The following is a 15,888-nucleotide window of genomic DNA, read 5'->3' on the forward strand; positions in this document are numbered from 1 at the left end:
CTCGAGGGCGCAGAAGGGCATGGTCTCGTCTCCAGGGGGTGGCGGGCGATCGCCCGCCACCCCCTGGAGACGAGACCATGCCCTTCTGCGCCCTCGAGAGCCTCCGCTGATGGAGCTGGGCATCGCCGCGATCGTCGGCGTCTCGGTCCTCGTCGCGGTCGCCGTCTTCTCGCGGCGCCTCGGCGTCGCCGCCCCGATCGTCCTCGTGCTCGCCGGCGTCGGCCTCTCGTACATCCCCGGGGTTCCGGAGGTGGTCGTCCCGCACGAGTGGGTGCTCGACGGCGTGCTGCCGCCGCTGCTGTACGCGGCGGCGCTCAGCGTCCCGTTCATCGACTTCCGCCGGAACCTCACCACCATCACCGGCCTGTCGGTCGTGCTGGTGCTGATCTCGGCGGCCGGCGTCGGCGCGCTCCTCTTCCTCCTCCTCCCCGAGCTCGGGCTGGGCCTGGCGATCGCCGTGGGCGCGATCATCAGCCCGCCCGATGCGGTCGCCGCGACCTCGGTCGGCCGGCGCCTCGGCCTCCCGCCGCGGCTGCTCACCCTGCTCGAGGGCGAGGGGCTGATCAACGACGCGACCGCGCTGGTGCTCCTCCGCTCGGCCCTCGCCGCCGCCGCCGGGACGCTCGCGACGCCGTGGGCCGCGATCGGCGACTTCCTCTACGCGGTCGTCGTGGCCGTCGTGGTCGGGCTCGTGGCCAGCGTCGTCACCGTCTTCGTCCGCTCGCGGCTCGAGGACCCGGTGCTCAACACCGTCCTCTCCTTCATCGTCCCCTTCGTCGCGTTCATCCCCGCCGAGGGCCTGGGCGCCTCGGGCGTGCTCGCCGTGGTCGTCGCCGGCCTGCACACCGGGCACGCCTCCTCACGCGCCTTCACCGCGCAGTCGCGGGTGAACGACCGGATCAACTGGCGGACCGTGCAGTTCCTGCTCGAGAACGGCGTGTTCCTGCTGATCGGGCTCGAGATCCGCTCGCTGATCCACGACGCCGACAGCGCACGCCTCTCCGTGCCCGGAGCGGTCGGGATCGGGCTGATCGCGGTGGTCGGGCTGATCGTCGTGCGCTTCCTCTGGGTCGGGCCGGTCCTCCTCGGCGAGCGCTGGCAGACCCGCCGGGCCGAGCGCCGGGCCCGCGAGCAGAAGGAGCTGCTCGAGTCGCCCGAGGCGCAGGAGCTGCCGAAGGAGGAGCGCGGCCGAGCGAAGCGGCGCTACCTGCTGCGCCGCAGCGACTACCGGCACTTCAGCCGCAACGGCATCGGCTGGCGCGGCGGTCTGGTGCTCGGCTGGTCCGGGATGCGTGGAGTGGTGACCCTCGCGGCCGCGCAGTCGCTGCCCGAGGACATCCCCTACCGCCCGCAGCTCGTGCTGATCGCCTTCACCGTGGCCGTCGCGACCCTGCTGATCCAGGGCAGCACGCTGCCGCTGCTGATCCGGGCGCTGGGCATCCGCGGGATCGACGTGCCCGAGGACCAGCGCGCGCTCGCGGGCCTGCTCGACGAGATCACCGAGAAGGGCCTCTCGGTGCTGGAGCGCCCGGGCGACGCCGTCGAGGGTGCCGACGGCGTCGCTCCGGACGTCCTGGAGCGGGTGCGGCAGACGTCGTTCCTCCGCTCCGAGGCCGCCTGGGAGCGCTCGCGCGGCACGGAGCGGTCGGTCGCGGACTCTCCGCACCGCCTCTACCGGGCGCTGCGCCTCGCCGTGGTCGCGGCCGAGCGGGAGGCGCTGCTGGACGCGCGCTCGCGCCGCGCCTACCCGCAGCGCATCCTCCGCGACGCCCAGTCGCTGCTCGACCTCGAGGAGACGCGGCTGCGGGTCCGGCGGGGCTCCGAGTCCTGAGGGCTCGGGGTCGTGACGATCGCTCCCGGGGATGCCCGCGCTGATCCGCGCCCTGTGGAGGAGCGCCGAGCTCCTCGAGTGCGCCATCCGGATCGACCCCTCGGACCACGGCCGTCCGGCCTCCCCGGCATAGCCCGCCGATGCGTCACCCCCCGTTAAGCCCGCGCTCCCCGCTTCCTCTGGCACTGCCGTCGCCCCGCCCGTAACCTGCGGATCGCCTGAGAATCGGATCCCCCGACCCGCCCGGGCGTCCGGAAGGCCCGCCATGCGCTCGAACCCGTCCCCCTCGACCCCGTCCCCCTCGACGCGGTCCCGCCTCCGGCGCCCCCTCGCCGGCGGTCTCGCGGTGGTTCTCGCCGCCGCGGCGCTCACGCTGGTCGGCGCACCCCCCGCCTCCGCTAATCGGTTCTTGGACGCGTGCACGACGGACGGCAGGTTCACTGTGCCTGCGAACGTCCACACCGCCGACGTCACCGCCCGGGGAAACCGAGGCGCCGACGGTCAGGACTTCGACAGCGTGGGGAACACCGGGGGCACCGGCGGCGCCGGCGCGGCTCTCACGCTCTACGACGTGAAGGTGACGCCCGGTCAGACGATCTACTGGGGAAGCCTCCGGAGCGGGGGCTTCGAGGGGGGTGGGGACGCCAAGTGGGTGTCCTTCAGCGAACCCGACGAGAACTGCGACCCCGTCGGCGGCGATGTCATCGCCGTCGCCGCGGGCGGAGGAAGCGGATCGAACGCGACCATCCTGTACGACGGCTCCGACGGCGGTGCCGCCGGCCGGCCGGGCGAAGCGGGCCACGGCACCGGCGGCTTCCCCGGTGGCGGCGGCGGCGGCGCGACGATCGACACCCCGGGGACCGGCGGCAGCGGTGGCGACACCGCCTACCTCGGCGGCTTCCTCGACGCCGTCCCGACGTTCGGCTCGGAGGCGAGCGGCGGGACCGGGCACATGTTCTGGGACGGCCTGGGCGCCGACCCTCACGGCTTCGGCGGAGCAGGCGCGCGGGCTTCGGGCGACGTCTACGCCAGCGGCGGACAGGGCGGCGCCGGATCGGCGGGCGGCGGCGGAGGCGGAGCGGGCGGCGGCGAGTTCATCTACACCGACCTGGGAGCAGCCGGCGGCGGAGGCGGAGGCGGAGGGAGCTGGCCGATCGCCGATCCCGGGCTCAGCCCCTACAAGGTCGGCGACGCACTGGTCGCCTGGCTCCCCGACGCCACCATGACGGTGAGCGCGTCGACGACCGCGATCGACGTCCCCACGACCCTCACCGCCACTCTCTCGAAGAACTCGTACCGGGACGTCGACACCGGCTACACGAGGAAGCCGGACCAGATCGGCGGAGGATCGATCTCGTTCACCGAGTTCACCGGCCAGACGCAGCGACCGCTCGGCACCGTCGCGCTGACCGGTGCGGAGACGTCCGAGACCGTGAGCATCGAGGTCCCGGAGGGATTCGCGCGCGGGAGCCACGAGATCCGCGCGCTCTACACCGGATTCAACGGGTACAACCGGGATCCCGTCGTCTACGCACGGACACCGATCACGCGCTCGACCTTCACCCTCACCGCGCAGACCGGGCAGACGATCGCGTTCCCGGAGCTGACCGGCCTCGACACCGACGGTCGGGACCTCGTCCTGCAGGCCACCGCGTCCTCGGGTCTGCCGGTGACCTACGTCAGCACCACTCCTGACGTGTGCACGGTGACCGCGGGACGCGCGGTCGGCCGGGTCGGCGGGCTCTGCTCCATCACCGCCTCCCAGGCCGGGGGCACGGGCTGGACCGCGGCTCCGGACGTCGTCCGCACCAGGACTCTCTCGCCCAGGTCCCAGTCGGTCGCCTTCGCGCTGGCGGGCTACGCGTACTCGACCGGCTCCTACTCGGTGACCGCGACGTCCACCTCGGGTCTCCCGGTGGACTTCACGACCACGACGCCGGAGGTCTGCCGGCTCGACGGCACTCCGTTCCTCTTCGAGGGACTGAGCCGGTCCGTGTTCGCGGGCGTCGCCGCGGGGACCTGCGTCGTCCGCGCCGGCCAGCCCGGCGACCAGCGCTACGCGGCGGCCCCGGCGGTCGAGACGAGCTTCACGGTGGTCGCGAAGCCGGTGGAGGAGGTGGTGCGGAAGGCGCAGAGCATCGACTTCCTCCTCCCCACGAGCGCTCTCACGACGGATGAGGACGCCGACCTCCGCGCCAGTGCCGGCAGCGGTCTGCCGGTCACGGTCACGAGCACGACCCCGGAGGTCTGCTCGATCATCGGCGGCACCTCCGTGCGCAACCTCCGCCCGGGCACCTGCACCATCCGCTTCGACCAGGAGGGCTCGGAGCTCTACCTCCCCGCGCCGCAGCGCACCGGATCGTTCACCGTCGACCGCCTCCCGCAGAGCATCGTCTACGACTACCCGCACGGCATCGACACCGCGCGCTCCGCCACCTACTCCCCCGTCGCGACAGCCACGTCGGGGCTTCCCACGACCTACGGCGCGACCGGCGGCTGCACCATCGCCGACGGCGTGGTGACCTTCACCGAGGTCGGCGAGGAGTGCGTCGTCACCGCCGACCAGCTCGGGAACGCGGACTACGCGCCCGCTCTGCAGCGGTCGTCCACCTTCACGGTGCGGAAGGGACCCCAGACGATCACCCTCGCCCCGACCCCTCCCACGACCGGAGCCGTCGGCGACACCGTCACCCTCACGATGACCGCGAGCTCGGGCCTGCCCGCCTTCGCCGTCGCGTACGACGCCTGCCGCACGACCCGGGTCGATCCGGGCTCCGTCGACATCCTCCTCACCGCTGTCGGCACCTGCTCGTACTACGCGTTCCAGCAGGGCGACTCCACCTATCAGCAGGCTCCGAACGTCGCCGGCACCGTTCAGGTGACCCTTCCGGCCCAGACGATCGCCTTCACCTCCACTCCCCCCTCCCCCGCCGTCCCGGGCGGCACCTACACGCCCGCCGCGACGGGCGGCGCGTCCGGGCAGCCGGTCGTGCTCGCCGCCTCGGGCGCCTGCACCCTGACGGACGGCGTCGTCACCTTCGAAGGCGCCGGCACCTGCACCGTCACCGCCGATCAGGCCGGCGACTCCGGTCATCTCGCCGCTGCGCAGGTCTCGCAGACCATCGCGGTGGGCCTGGCCGCCGGGTCCGTCTCGTTCGGCGGCGACGCTCCGGTCGACGCGGTCGTCGGCGGATCGTCCACGCCGGTGATCGTCCGGGGCCCGTCCTCCGCCGATCCGCTGCTCGCCGCCTCGGGAGCCTGCTCGGTCTCCGGGGGCTCGGTCTCCTACGACCACGCCGGCACCTGCACCCTGACCCTCGAGCAGGCCGGCGACGCTGCGCACGCCGCTGCTCACGCCGACCGCGCCTTCACGATCGGCAGGGCTGCGCAGACCGTCGCCTTCACCTCCACCGCTCCCGCGGCGGTCGTCGGAGGAACGTGGACTCCGACCGTCACCGGCGGCGCGTCGAGCGCCCCGATCGTCCTCGGGACCGCCTCCGCGGCCTGCACCGTCGCGAACGGCACCGTGACCTTCGCCGCTCCGGGAGACTGCGTGCTCACCCTGGATCAGGCCGGCGACGCCGACCGGAACGCCGCCCCGCAGGCGACCCGCACCCTCGTGGTGACCGCCGCGTCGATCGAGAAGAAGCCGCAGACCGTCGCGTTCACCGCGAACACGTCGGCGACCCCGACCACCGGAGTCGCCTACTCCCTCGCCGCGAAGGCCTCCTCCGGTCTCCCGGTGGCCTACACCGCCACCGGCCCGTGCACCGTCACCTCCGCGGGAACGGTGACCCTCACCGGGACGAGCGCCTGCACCGTCACCGCCGCCCAGGCCGGCGACGGCACCTGGGCCGCCGCGACCGCCACCCGCATCGTCAAGATCGTCTCCGGCAGCCGCGCCGACCTGAAGGTCGCCCTCACCCCCACCGCCACGAAGATCACCGGCAGGACCCTCACCGCCACCACCACCGTCACCAACGTCGGCACCCGCGACACCGGATCCACCGTCATCCAGATGATCGTCCCCACCACCGTCACCGACACCGGAGGCGCCACCCGCACCCCCGGCAAGATCGCCGGGACCACGGTCCTCACCTGGAAGATCCCCACCCTCGCAGCCGGACAGAGCACCACCAGGACCATCGTCCTCACGCCCAAGACCGGCACCTCCACCATCACCGCCAAGAGCTCCACCGCGATCGGCGACCCCACCCCCGGCGACAACACCCTCACCAGGAGCTACAAGAAGTAGGCACGGTCGGAGGCGGCAGCGGAGGCGGTCCGGCGCGGTCCGGCCTGCCGCCGTCCGTCGTCCCGCGACACCGACCGGGCGGGATCCGACAGGCCTGAGCCCCCGACGGCCCGGATGCGCCCCGCCGCGCCGGTCCGGAGGCGTCCGCACGGCCCGGCGCCGGTGACACGCGGCGCGGTTCTGCCAGGATCGACACCAGCACGCTCATCGTCTCGATCCGGTCCGCCGGGTCCCTCCTCGACTAGGACGGCACTGTGGGAATTCGCGAGTACGGACGTCTTCTCCGCCGGGGCTGGCTCGTCATCTCGATCTTCGTCGCCCTCGGCCTCGCGGCCGCCTCCGTGGCGACCATGGCGTCGGAGTCGGAGTACCGGGCGCAGACGACCGTGTTCGTCTCCGTCGCGACCGCCGACAACCAGTCCAGCGCCGAGGTCGGCGCCTCCTTCACGAGTGCCGAGGCCCGGGTGGCCTCCTACGTCGCGCTGGTCGACTCGAGCTCGGTGCTGCAGCCCGTCATCGACGACCTCGGACTCGACATGACCGTCGGCGACCTGGCGGGCGAGGTCACTCCGGCCGCGCTCCCCGGCACGGTCATCATGAGCATCGACGTGGTCGACGCCGACGCCCAGCAGGCCGCGCGGATCGCCGACGCGGTCTCCGAGAGCCTGCGCAGCTACGTCGCGCAGATCGAGCGCCCCGTCACGGGCGGCGCGAGCCGGGTCGACGTGAAGGTGCTCGAGGCCGCCTCCGTGCCGGGCTCGCCGCTCAGCCCCGACCTGCTCGTCTACCTGGTGCTCGGCGGAGCGACCGGCCTCATCCTCGGCGTCGGTGTCGTCGTGCTGCGCTCGCTCGGCGACTCCCGCATCCGCTCGGCGAAGGACGTCGCCGCCGGCACCACCCTGCCGGTGCTCGAGTCGATCCCCTTCGACACGGCCGTCCGTCGCTCCCCCCTCGTCGTGGACGGCCGCAGCGCCGTCGCCGAGTCGTTCCGGATGCTGCGCACGACGCTCCTCTTCGGCTCCGGCACCCACGAGCGCACCCTGCTCGTCACCTCCGCCCGCGAGGGCGACGGCAAGAGCACGGTGGCCGCGAACCTCGCCGTCTCGATCGCCCAGATCGGCCGCACCGTGGTGCTGATCGACGCCGACCTGCGCGACCCGGCGCAGTCGACGGTCTTCCGCGTCCCCACGGGCGGACCGACCCTCGCCGACCTGCTCCGCACCGGCACCCTGCCCGCCGACGGGTCGCTGCCCGTCAGCGCGCAGGGCGTCACGGTGCTCACGGCCGGCGGCAGCCAGGCGAACCCGAGCGACCTGATCGGCACCCCCGCGATGGAGCGCGTGATCGCGCACCTCTCGCGCCGCTACGACCACGTGATCGTCGACTCCCCCGCGATCCTCTCGGCCACCGACGCGGTGCTGCTGGGCAAGATGGTCGCCACGACCGTCCTCGTCGCGGGCGCCGGCGTCTCGTCCTCGGCCGACCTCGTCGCCGCGGCCGACCGGCTACGGGACGTCGGGGGCGACGTCCTCGGGACCGTTGTCGCGCAGGCTCCCCGCAGCACGGTCGTCGCCGCCGCGGCGACGGCGTCCGCCTGAGACCCGCGAGCGCTGCAGCCGGTGCCGGCGCCCCTCCCCGCGGGGAGTGACGACGTGCGCCCCGGTGCCGGCGCGCGGCCCGTCGAGGTGGGCGGCGTTGCGCGAGGGTGAGGGCTCGCGGACCCGGGCGGTGCCCGCGCGCACCGCCTGCTCGGCCCGCCCCGCCACGACGCCCATGCCGCAGACGATCCAGAGCGTGTACGCCACCGGACCCTCCTGGAGCGTCGGCAGCACCGTGTAGCTGACCAGCGTGCCCGCGACCACGGCCGTGGGCAGGAAGCCGTCGAGGGTCGGCGCGCGTAGCCCGCGGAGGAACAGGTACACCAGCAGCGCCGCGAACAGCAGCATCGCGATGATCCCCGACTCGATCGCGAGTACGAGGAAGAAGCTCTCGACGAGGACGCTGTCGGTCGAGTACAGCTGCGCGCGCGGGCCGACCTTGCCGAGGCCGAAGCCGAACGGGTGCGCGACGAGCAGCGGGATGTTCTCGAGCAGGCTGTCGCTGTGGCCGATCAGCGACGGGTCGGCGACGTGCGAGATCACCTTGTCGATGTAGAGGTAGAGCGTGACTCCGCCGACGGCCGCGGCGGTGGTCACGGTGAGCATCGCCCACACCAGCATCGGCTTCGCGCGGAACAGCGCCCAGGCCACCAGGGTCACCGCGAGCATCGCCAGGCCGATGTAGCCGCTCCGGGACTGCGTCAGGTAGACGGCCACCAGCGGCAGGAGCGTCAGAGCGCCCTTCAGCCACAGCGGCCATCGGGGGCGGGTCCACAGCACGGCGAGCGCGATCGTGACGGCGACGGCGCTCTCGTTCGGGGCGCTGTAGGGGCTGAAGCCGCGGGGCACGATGCTGCCGGCGACGAAGAGGGAGGAGGGGAACGGCGTCCCGGGAGCCAGCGGGAACACCCCGAGGGTGAACAGCCAGTCGAGGCCCTGGTTCCAGGTGAGGATCGTCGTGATCGAGGAGAGCTGCAGCGCGACGACGAACGCGGTCGCGAGGATCCCGAGGTGGCGCTTCTCGAGCACCGCGGGCACCACGATGAGCGCGAGGAACGGCAGGAAGTCGTTGCGCCAGCCGTACGCGGCCTGGATCGGGTTCGCGGTCCACACGGCTGAGACGGCGCCGAGGCCGACGATCATCAGCACCAGCACGACGATCGGCACCGGCACCCGCTTGATCCGCCCGCTGACCAGCACGAGCAGGAAGAGCCCGAGGATCGTGGCGTCCTTGATCGCGCCGAACGCGGTCGCCGAGGCGCCCGGGAGGAACGCGGAGGCGACTCCGTTCGCGGGGAGGGCGAAGACCAGCAGCAGGACTCCCAGCCACGGCAGGCCGAGCCCGTCACGGCCGAGGAGGGCGCGGAGTGTGCGGCGGGTGCGCACCGGTCCGCGGGCGACAGTACGGGAGCCGGCCCGGGGCAGCGGCGCCGCGGTGCGGGTCATGCCGCGCCGCCCCGCATCGTGAGGCGCCGGACGACCAGCGGCACGTCGGAGGGCCGCGGGACGATGGTCCGCGCCGGGGGCCGGATCGAGAGCACCATCACCACCAGCGCCATCAGGATCCCGCTCGCGTTGGCGATGGCGGCGGCGATCGCGCCGTTCGCCGGGCCGAAGGCGAACAGGAGCACGAGGCAGGTGATCAGCCCGGCGCCCTGCGCGACGGTGAGGCTGATGCCGCGGTTGCGCGCCGAGAGCACCTCGCCCGCGCTGACGGTGACGACCACGAAGACGGAGCCGAGGATCGCGAAGAAGACCGCGGGCATCGCCTCCGCGAACTCGTCGCCGAAGAGGAACGGCACGCCCCAGGGAGTGACGACGGCGAGGAACACGGCGGAGGCGAGGCCGACCGCGAAGGCCGAGCGCAGGGCGTCGCCGGTCGCGGTGACGCGGGCGCCCCCCTCCGTCCGGCTGATGTCCGAGAAGACCGGAGCGGCGACCGCGTGCGCGAGGAACACGGGCAGCGTGCCGATCGTCACGGCCACCGAGTAGAGGCCGGCCTGGTGCGAGCCGATCAGCGGCAGCATGATGACCTGGTCGAGGCGCTGGTACGCGGCGTCCGAGGCCTGCGCGCCGTAGAAGGTGACGGAGCCGCGGACGAGCGGCCGCCAGGGCGCCGGAGCGGCTCCGCGGGGGCGGTCGAGGAGCGAGCCGATCAGCGCGGTCATCACGGAGCCGGCGAAGTTCGACCAGATCACGCCCGAGACGGTGATCGAGTCGAGGAGGAACAGCACCACGATCCCGCCGACGTAGACCAGCGGCTGCGTGGCCTGGAGCAGCGCGACCGCTCCGAAGCGGCGCTGCGCCCCGACGACGCCGATGTCGATCATCCAGCAGACCATGAGCGGGGTCCCGGTGATCGCGACGAACACCGCGATCGTGGCCGCCTCGTCGAGCGCCGAGAGGAGAGTGGAGGTGAGCAGCCAGGCGATCAGCGCCGCCGGGATCGCGGTCAGCAGAGCGAGCCGCCTGGCCGTGCGCACCGCGCCCAGGTCGCCCGCCGCGGCGAGAACGCGCCGACGGATCTCGAGGGGCATGCCGAGCGCGAGCACGATCGGGATCAGGTACATCGAGGCGAGGGCCGCGGCCGTCTCGCCGCGTCCGCTCGGGCCGAGGGCCTGCGCGATCAGCGGGGCGCTGACCAGCCCGAGCGCCGCCACCGAGAGGCGGCTCGCGAGCATGGTGATCGGGGAGTTCAGGAGGCGCAGCAGCCCGCTCACGAGGCCTCCGCGGCCCGGGCGCCGACGGCGGCGAGCAGCCGCTCCTCGAAGCCGTCGAGAGCGAAGGTGCCGGTCTCGTCGTGGACGGTCAGGTGCATGCTGTCGCGCAGCGGCGCGATCTCGACCCAGACGCCGAGCGGGAAGCGCAGGTGGGCGGGCATCCCGCCGACCATGGTGTCCGGCTCGATCCGAGGCAGCAGCTCCTTCGGGACGGGCACCTCGGTGGAGGGGAGGGAGACGTGGATCTCCCACGGCACGCGGGGCGTCCCGCGCGGCGTGCGCAGGGGTGCCAGCAGGTGCTGCCCGAGGGTCTTGATGCTCAGCAGCGCGCTCGCGAGCAGCCAGGTCGCGGGGAGGCCCGACCTGGTGGCCGCGGACAGCCGCTCGAGGAGCGAGGTCGCGGACCAGTCGTCGGCGCGGAGGCGGCCGAGCGGGAGGGACGGCGAGAGGTTGCCGCCGACCTCGGTGCCCTTCGCGACCCAGCGGCGCGCGTCGACCGGGACGACGACGCGGAAGTCGAGGCCGTCGGCGGCGCAGTCCTGCAGGCAGCGGAGCACGAGGCTCGCGGTCTTGAGCGACACGGGCGGACGGGCGGGGCGCCGGCCCTCACGCGCCTGCTCCGGAGTCGCGGCGATCGCGCGCAGCGTCTCCGGGCCCAGGACGGCGGTCACCAGGCGGGCGCGACGGTCCGACTCCTCCTTCGAGAGGGTCGTGTCGAGCTGGTAGCCGGTGCCGGTCGCGGCGGTCAGGGTGCGGAAGGTGTCGCGGGCCCTCCTCGCTCCGGCGAGGCCCGTCAGCTCGAAGCGCTCCACGATCTCGCGCAGCGGAGCGGCGGCGAGCGGCTTCCCAGCGGTGTCATCGGCCCCCGGGGCGCCCAGCTTCTCGATCACGAGCGCGACGACCGCGGTCGCTCCGGTGCCGTCGAAGAGGCTGTGCGGGAGGGTGAAGCCGACCGTCGCGCCGTCGAACAGGATCCGGACCGGCAGCTCGCCCGGCGCGAACTGCGGCGCCAGCAGGCGGTGCGCCAGGTCCGCGCGCTCGAGGGGGCCGTCGACGACCCGCACGGCGCGCTCGGCCGCGTCCAGGGCGGCAGCCACGTCGATCCGGCGCCACCCGCGGAGCCGGGTGCGGCGCCGCAGGAGCACGGCGCCGCGGGGCGAGAGGAGGAGGTCGCGCAGCGCGGTGCGCACACGCTCCGCAGTCACGCCCGTCAGCGGGCCGACGTGGTAGCTGATGAGGAGGTCGTCGTAGCCGAGGTCGCGCGGGGCCCTCACGCCCGGCTCCTGCTCGCTCCCGCGGAGGCCCGCTCGGCGATGACGCTGAGCAGCGAGCGCTCGTAGCCGGCGTTCACCTCGGCCCAGGAGTAGGCGTGCAGGGCCCGCAGGTGCCCGCGGTACGAGAGCCGCTCCTGCTCGATCGGGTCGTTCAGCACGGCGAGCACGCCCTCGGCGATCGCGTCCGGGGTCGGAGCGACGAAGCGCCCCGCCTCCTGGAGCACCTCGCGGTTGAAGACGGTGTCGCGGGCGACGACCGGAGCCCCGCAGGCCATCGCCTGCACGAGAGCCGGGTTGGTGCCGCCGACGCTGTGCCCGTGGAAGTAGGCCCCGGCGTGCTGCCAGAGAGAGTGGAGACGGGTGTCGTCGCTGACGTGCCCGAACCAGTGCACCCGCGCGTTCTGCTGCGCGAGGGCGCTGACCGCCTGGTCGATCGGCCCGCCGTAGCCGGAGGAGCCGACGACGACCACGTCGTGGGTCCGCGCGATCCGCTCGGCCGCCTCGATGAACTCGGGCACCGTGTTCTCGGGGACGAAGCGCGCCACGATCAGCGCGTAGCCGCGGTGGGTGAGCCCCGGCTCGACCGGGTGCTCCGGCGGGACGTCGCCGCCGTAGGGGATGACGTCGCCGTCGCGGCCGAACTCCCGCTTCCAGCGCGTCTCGATCGCCGCGGCGTCGTAGACCATGCGGTCGCCGTGGCGGGCGGTCCAGACCGCGCCCTGGTGGAAGACGAACTTCGCGAAGCGGCCCCACTTGGCGCGGTCCCACTCGATGCCGTCGACGTTGACGACGGTGGGGATGCCGCGCTGCTTGAGGATCGGCAGCCAGAAGCCGTTGGCGCAGTTGAGCACCAGGGCGACGTCGGGCTTGCGCTTCGCCGCGTCGAGAGCGGCCGTGAGCCCGTAGGAGAGGGTGCTGAGCGACTTGCTCTCGACTCCCCGCGTCTGCCGGGTGATCACACGCTCGTCGCGGTCCGGGTCCTGCAGGGCCGTGGTGCCCGGCCTTCCGTAGACCGTGACCTCCCATCCCTGCTCCGCCAGGAACGGCGCGAGACGTCGGACGGCTGTCTCGAATCCCCCGTAGTAACTGGGATAGCCCCGCGTGCCGATAATGGCGACCGACCTGCCCATGTCCCGGTTCTCCCTTTGTTGTGCGTCGCCTCGTCGCAGGCGATCGCCGGACGAAATCTGCTGTCGCAATACCAGGCGTATGCGACGGTGCACAGCATTCGTTCGACGGCCTAACTCGCACCCCCGAAGGCGGGTATTGGCGCTCATACTAGCGGCGAACGGACCGCCGTTCGCCACCGCTGGAGGGACAGGATCGCGACACCCATCAGGAAGAAGATCGAGAGGATCAGGACGGTCATCCCGACGATGATCCGCTCCCCGCCGGAGAGCTCCGGGTCGAGGAACTCGTACACGTAGCGCGACGTGAGAGCGCCCCGGGCGAAGGTGTAGGCGAACCACAGGACGGGGAACACCATCACCGCCCAGACCAGCCGGAGGTCGACCGGGCGGGCGCCCGGGACGGCGAGCAGCTCGACCAGCGCGAGCGCCGGCACGAGCACGTGCAGGACCACCGTGCTCGGGTTCAGCTGAGCCGGATCGCCGAGCACGGCGGGCCCGTAGATCACCAGGAACAGGCCCGACATGCTCAGCAGCGTGGCGGTGTTGAGGGTGCGCATCGCCGTGATCGCCCGCGACTCCCCGTGCGCCGCAGCACTCCTCCTGCCCCCGGATCGCGCGGATCGCCAGGCGCTCCGGCCCGCGATCGCGAAGGCGATCACCGAGAGGATGTTGGTCAGCGCCGTGACCGAGCTCAGGAAGTCGGCGGTCGCGTCCGAGCCCACCTGCGTCTGGGCGACGACGACCGCGTTGAGCACCACGACAGCCCCCAGCGCGGCGACGGCCCAGCGGACGAGTGCAGTGCGGCGTCGAGCTCTCATGGGGCCCTCTCCTCGGTGCGGCGACCCTCGGGCCGGTACTCGTGGGCGTCCGGTGCAGGAGTCCGTTCGCTACAGTCGGGACATCCATGAGAACCCATTCCCAGACAGGGGTCGAATGCCCGGCACAGGTTCGCACCGAGGATCCCTACGGGTCCTGCTCGATGGTAATTGGTGGATTCGCGGCCCGATCTCCAACCGTGAGGTCATGCGAGAGATCACCTTCTCCTGGGCGCGACTGTTTCCTGAGGATTCCCTTGTCATTGCCGTCCCCCTGACGGGGGTGGAGACGGCGAGACGTGAGTTAGCGGGACTCGCCCGAGTAGTGCCGACAAGACTCCGGCCGCAGGGGATCAGTGCTGTTCTCGAACTCGCTCTGCTCTCTCTCCGGCTCCGCCCGGACATCACCCTGGCGCACAACTTCACCCCCCTGACGGGGCGGTCCGCGGTGTTCATCCAGGACTTCCTCTTCCTCACGAATCCGGAGTGGTTCACGCGGAAGGAGCGCGCCTACTTCTCGCTCATGCCGCTCAGCGTCCGCCGCGCCGACGTGGTGATCGCGAGCAGCGTCGCGGAGTCGCGCCGCATCGTCCGCACCTCGGCCGCGACGAGCGCCGTGCCCGTCGGCCTCGGCCTCAACCGGGCGTTCGCCGCCGCGGACCCCGTGGCGCCCGACGGCGTCGACGGCGTCGACGGCTTCCTCCTCGCCGTCGGCCGCCTCAACGCGCGCAAGAACCTCGCGACCACGATCGAGGCCGCTCTCGCCTCGGGAGTGCTCTCCCCCTCCTTCCCGCTCCTCGTCGTCGGCGAGGCCTCGGGCGTCCGCACCGAGTTCCCTCCGGCTGTGCGCGCCGCGCTCGACGACGGCTCGGTGCGCCTGCTCGGGCGGATCGAGACCGAGGAGCTGCGCTGGCTCTACGTGAACGCCGCACTGTTCCTCTTCCTCACCCTCGATGAGGGCTTCGGCCTGCCGACCCTCGAGGCCCTGGCCTGCCGCACGCCGATCCTCGCCAGCGACATCCCCGTGTTCCGCGAGATCCTCGGCGAGCACGCCCGCCTGGTCGATCCGCGCGACGTGCCGGCGATCGCGGCGTCGATCCGCGAGCTCGTCGCCGACCCGCCCGAATCGCTCGATCCGGCTCCGGTGCTCGAGTACTACAGCTGGGACGCCGTGGTCGCCCGGCTGCGCGCCGCGATGGTGGCGGTGCTGCCGTGAGCGGGCCGTCCGTGTCGATCGTGATCGTCACCTACAACAGCATCGGCGTCATCCGCTCCTGCCTCGATGCGCTCGCCGGCCGTGACGAGAGCGTCGAGATCCTGGTGGTCGACAACCTCTCGCGCGACGAGACGGTCGCCGTGCTGCGCGCCGAGTACCCGGACGTCCATGTCGTCGAGAACACCGAGAACGCCGGATTCTCGCGGGCCGTCAACCTCGGCGCCGCCCACGCCACCGGCCGCCACCTGCTGCTGCTGAACCCCGACGCGCAGATCTCGGCGGAGGTCGTCGGCTCGCTCGCGTCACTCCTCGACAGCGATCCGACGATCGGCGCCGTCTCCCCCCTCCTCGAGAACGAGGGCGAGGACGTCGTGATCGTCGCCGCCGGCCACGCCCCCACGGTCCGCCGGATGCTCCTGCACCAGACCGGCCTCTCGCGCCTCGGCCGGCGCTTCCCCTCCTTCGAGGGCCACTACCTGTTCGCCGCCGACCTGCACGGCCGCCCGCGCGACGTCGACTGGGTGAGCGGCGGCTGCCTGATGATCCCGCTGGCCGTCTGGGACCGCGTCGGCGGACTCACCGACCGCTGGTTCATGTACGCCGAGGACGTCGAGATCTGCCTCCGCCTGCGCGCCGAGGGCCTGCGCGTGGTCCTCGATCCGCGCCTGCACGCCTTGCACGCGATGGGCGGCTCCTCGAGCGACGTCGACGGCCGCGTCGGCACCGCCTGGATCGTCAACCTCTTCGACCTGTACGGCTGGCGGATGGCGCGCTCGGACCTGCAGCAGCAGGTCTGGCGGGCGGTCGTGCTCGCGGGGATGGCGTCGCGGATGCTGGTGTACCGGCTGTCCGGGCTGCGATCCGGGCGCGCCGCGGCGTCGGCCGGCCAGCTGCGGCGGTACGGGATCTACATGCGGGCGCTGCGGGCGGCCCCGCTGACGCGCGACCGCGAGCCGCTCGCCTGACGGCCCCGCTTCGTGCGGCGCTCCCCGCGCACGGTCCGCGGCCCGCGATCGAGGCGTCACGAACGGTCGCTTCCGGCCGTGCGT

Annotated in this window: 10 protein-coding genes; 5 read left to right on the top strand and 5 right to left on the bottom strand. The window is 72.9% G+C overall.

Annotated features, from left to right (window positions below):
- Positions 1 to 109 precede the first annotated feature (109 nt).
- The 3 genes from C5D36_RS01635 to C5D36_RS01650 all read left to right on the top strand — a co-directional run bounded on the left by C5D36_RS01635 (position 110) and on the right by C5D36_RS01650 (position 7,684).
- Positions 110 to 1,831, top strand: coding sequence for a sodium:proton antiporter (locus tag C5D36_RS01635; RefSeq protein ID WP_104295047.1), 1,722 nt, complete (start codon positions 110 to 112; stop codon positions 1,829 to 1,831).
- Positions 1,832 to 2,348: 517 nt separating this feature from the next.
- A complete protein-coding gene (locus C5D36_RS17265) occupies positions 2,349 to 6,086 on the top strand; it encodes a DUF11 domain-containing protein (RefSeq protein ID WP_181072721.1) in 3,738 nt (1,245 codons plus the stop codon).
- Between the two features lie 254 nt (positions 6,087 to 6,340).
- Positions 6,341 to 7,684: a polysaccharide biosynthesis tyrosine autokinase gene (locus tag C5D36_RS01650; RefSeq protein ID WP_104295049.1), complete on the top strand. Its 1,344-nt coding sequence runs from the start codon at positions 6,341 to 6,343 to the stop codon at positions 7,682 to 7,684.
- On the opposite strand, the gene C5D36_RS01655 is transcribed toward C5D36_RS01650, so the two are convergent.
- The 5 genes from C5D36_RS01655 to C5D36_RS16710 form a co-directional block, all read right to left on the bottom strand.
- Positions 7,592 to 9,130, bottom strand: a complete 1,539-nt coding sequence (locus C5D36_RS01655) for an O-antigen ligase (RefSeq protein WP_104295050.1) — start codon at positions 9,128 to 9,130, stop codon at positions 7,592 to 7,594. The two genes, C5D36_RS01650 and C5D36_RS01655, sit on opposite strands and share 93 nt — an antisense overlap.
- Complete coding sequence (locus C5D36_RS01660; RefSeq protein WP_104295051.1) at positions 9,127 to 10,404, bottom strand: lipopolysaccharide biosynthesis protein; 1,278 nt, start codon at positions 10,402 to 10,404, stop codon at positions 9,127 to 9,129. The genes C5D36_RS01655 and C5D36_RS01660 overlap by 4 nt, the downstream gene beginning before the upstream one ends.
- Positions 10,401 to 11,678 carry a hypothetical protein gene (locus C5D36_RS01665; RefSeq protein ID WP_104295052.1) on the bottom strand — a complete coding sequence of 426 codons (1,278 nt, stop codon included), beginning with the start codon at positions 11,676 to 11,678 and terminating at the stop codon, positions 10,401 to 10,403. The genes C5D36_RS01660 and C5D36_RS01665 overlap by 4 nt, the downstream gene beginning before the upstream one ends.
- Positions 11,675 to 12,808: a glycosyltransferase gene (locus tag C5D36_RS01670; protein WP_104238963.1), complete on the bottom strand. Its 1,134-nt coding sequence runs from the start codon at positions 12,806 to 12,808 to the stop codon at positions 11,675 to 11,677. Before C5D36_RS01670 ends, C5D36_RS01665 begins: the two co-directional genes overlap by 4 nt.
- Before the next feature lie 143 nt (positions 12,809 to 12,951).
- Entirely contained in the window at positions 12,952 to 13,626 is a 675-nt protein-coding gene (locus C5D36_RS16710; protein WP_181072722.1) for a Pr6Pr family membrane protein, read from the bottom strand.
- Between the two features lie 445 nt (positions 13,627 to 14,071).
- On the opposite strand from C5D36_RS16710, the gene C5D36_RS16715 reads away from it, so the two are divergent.
- Positions 14,072 to 14,839 carry a glycosyltransferase family 1 protein gene (locus C5D36_RS16715; protein ID WP_181072724.1) on the top strand — a complete coding sequence of 256 codons (768 nt, stop codon included), beginning with the start codon at positions 14,072 to 14,074 and terminating at the stop codon, positions 14,837 to 14,839.
- Positions 14,840 to 14,850: 11 nt separating this feature from the next.
- On the top strand, positions 14,851 to 15,804 hold the full coding sequence (locus C5D36_RS01685; protein ID WP_181072726.1) for a glycosyltransferase family 2 protein: 954 nt from the start codon (positions 14,851 to 14,853) through the stop codon (positions 15,802 to 15,804).
- The last annotated feature ends 84 nt before the right edge of the window (positions 15,805 to 15,888 follow it).

Origin of the sequence: Rathayibacter sp. AY1C6 (assembly GCF_002931535.1) — a bacterium.
Lineage (GTDB): Bacteria > Actinomycetota > Actinomycetes > Actinomycetales > Microbacteriaceae > Rathayibacter.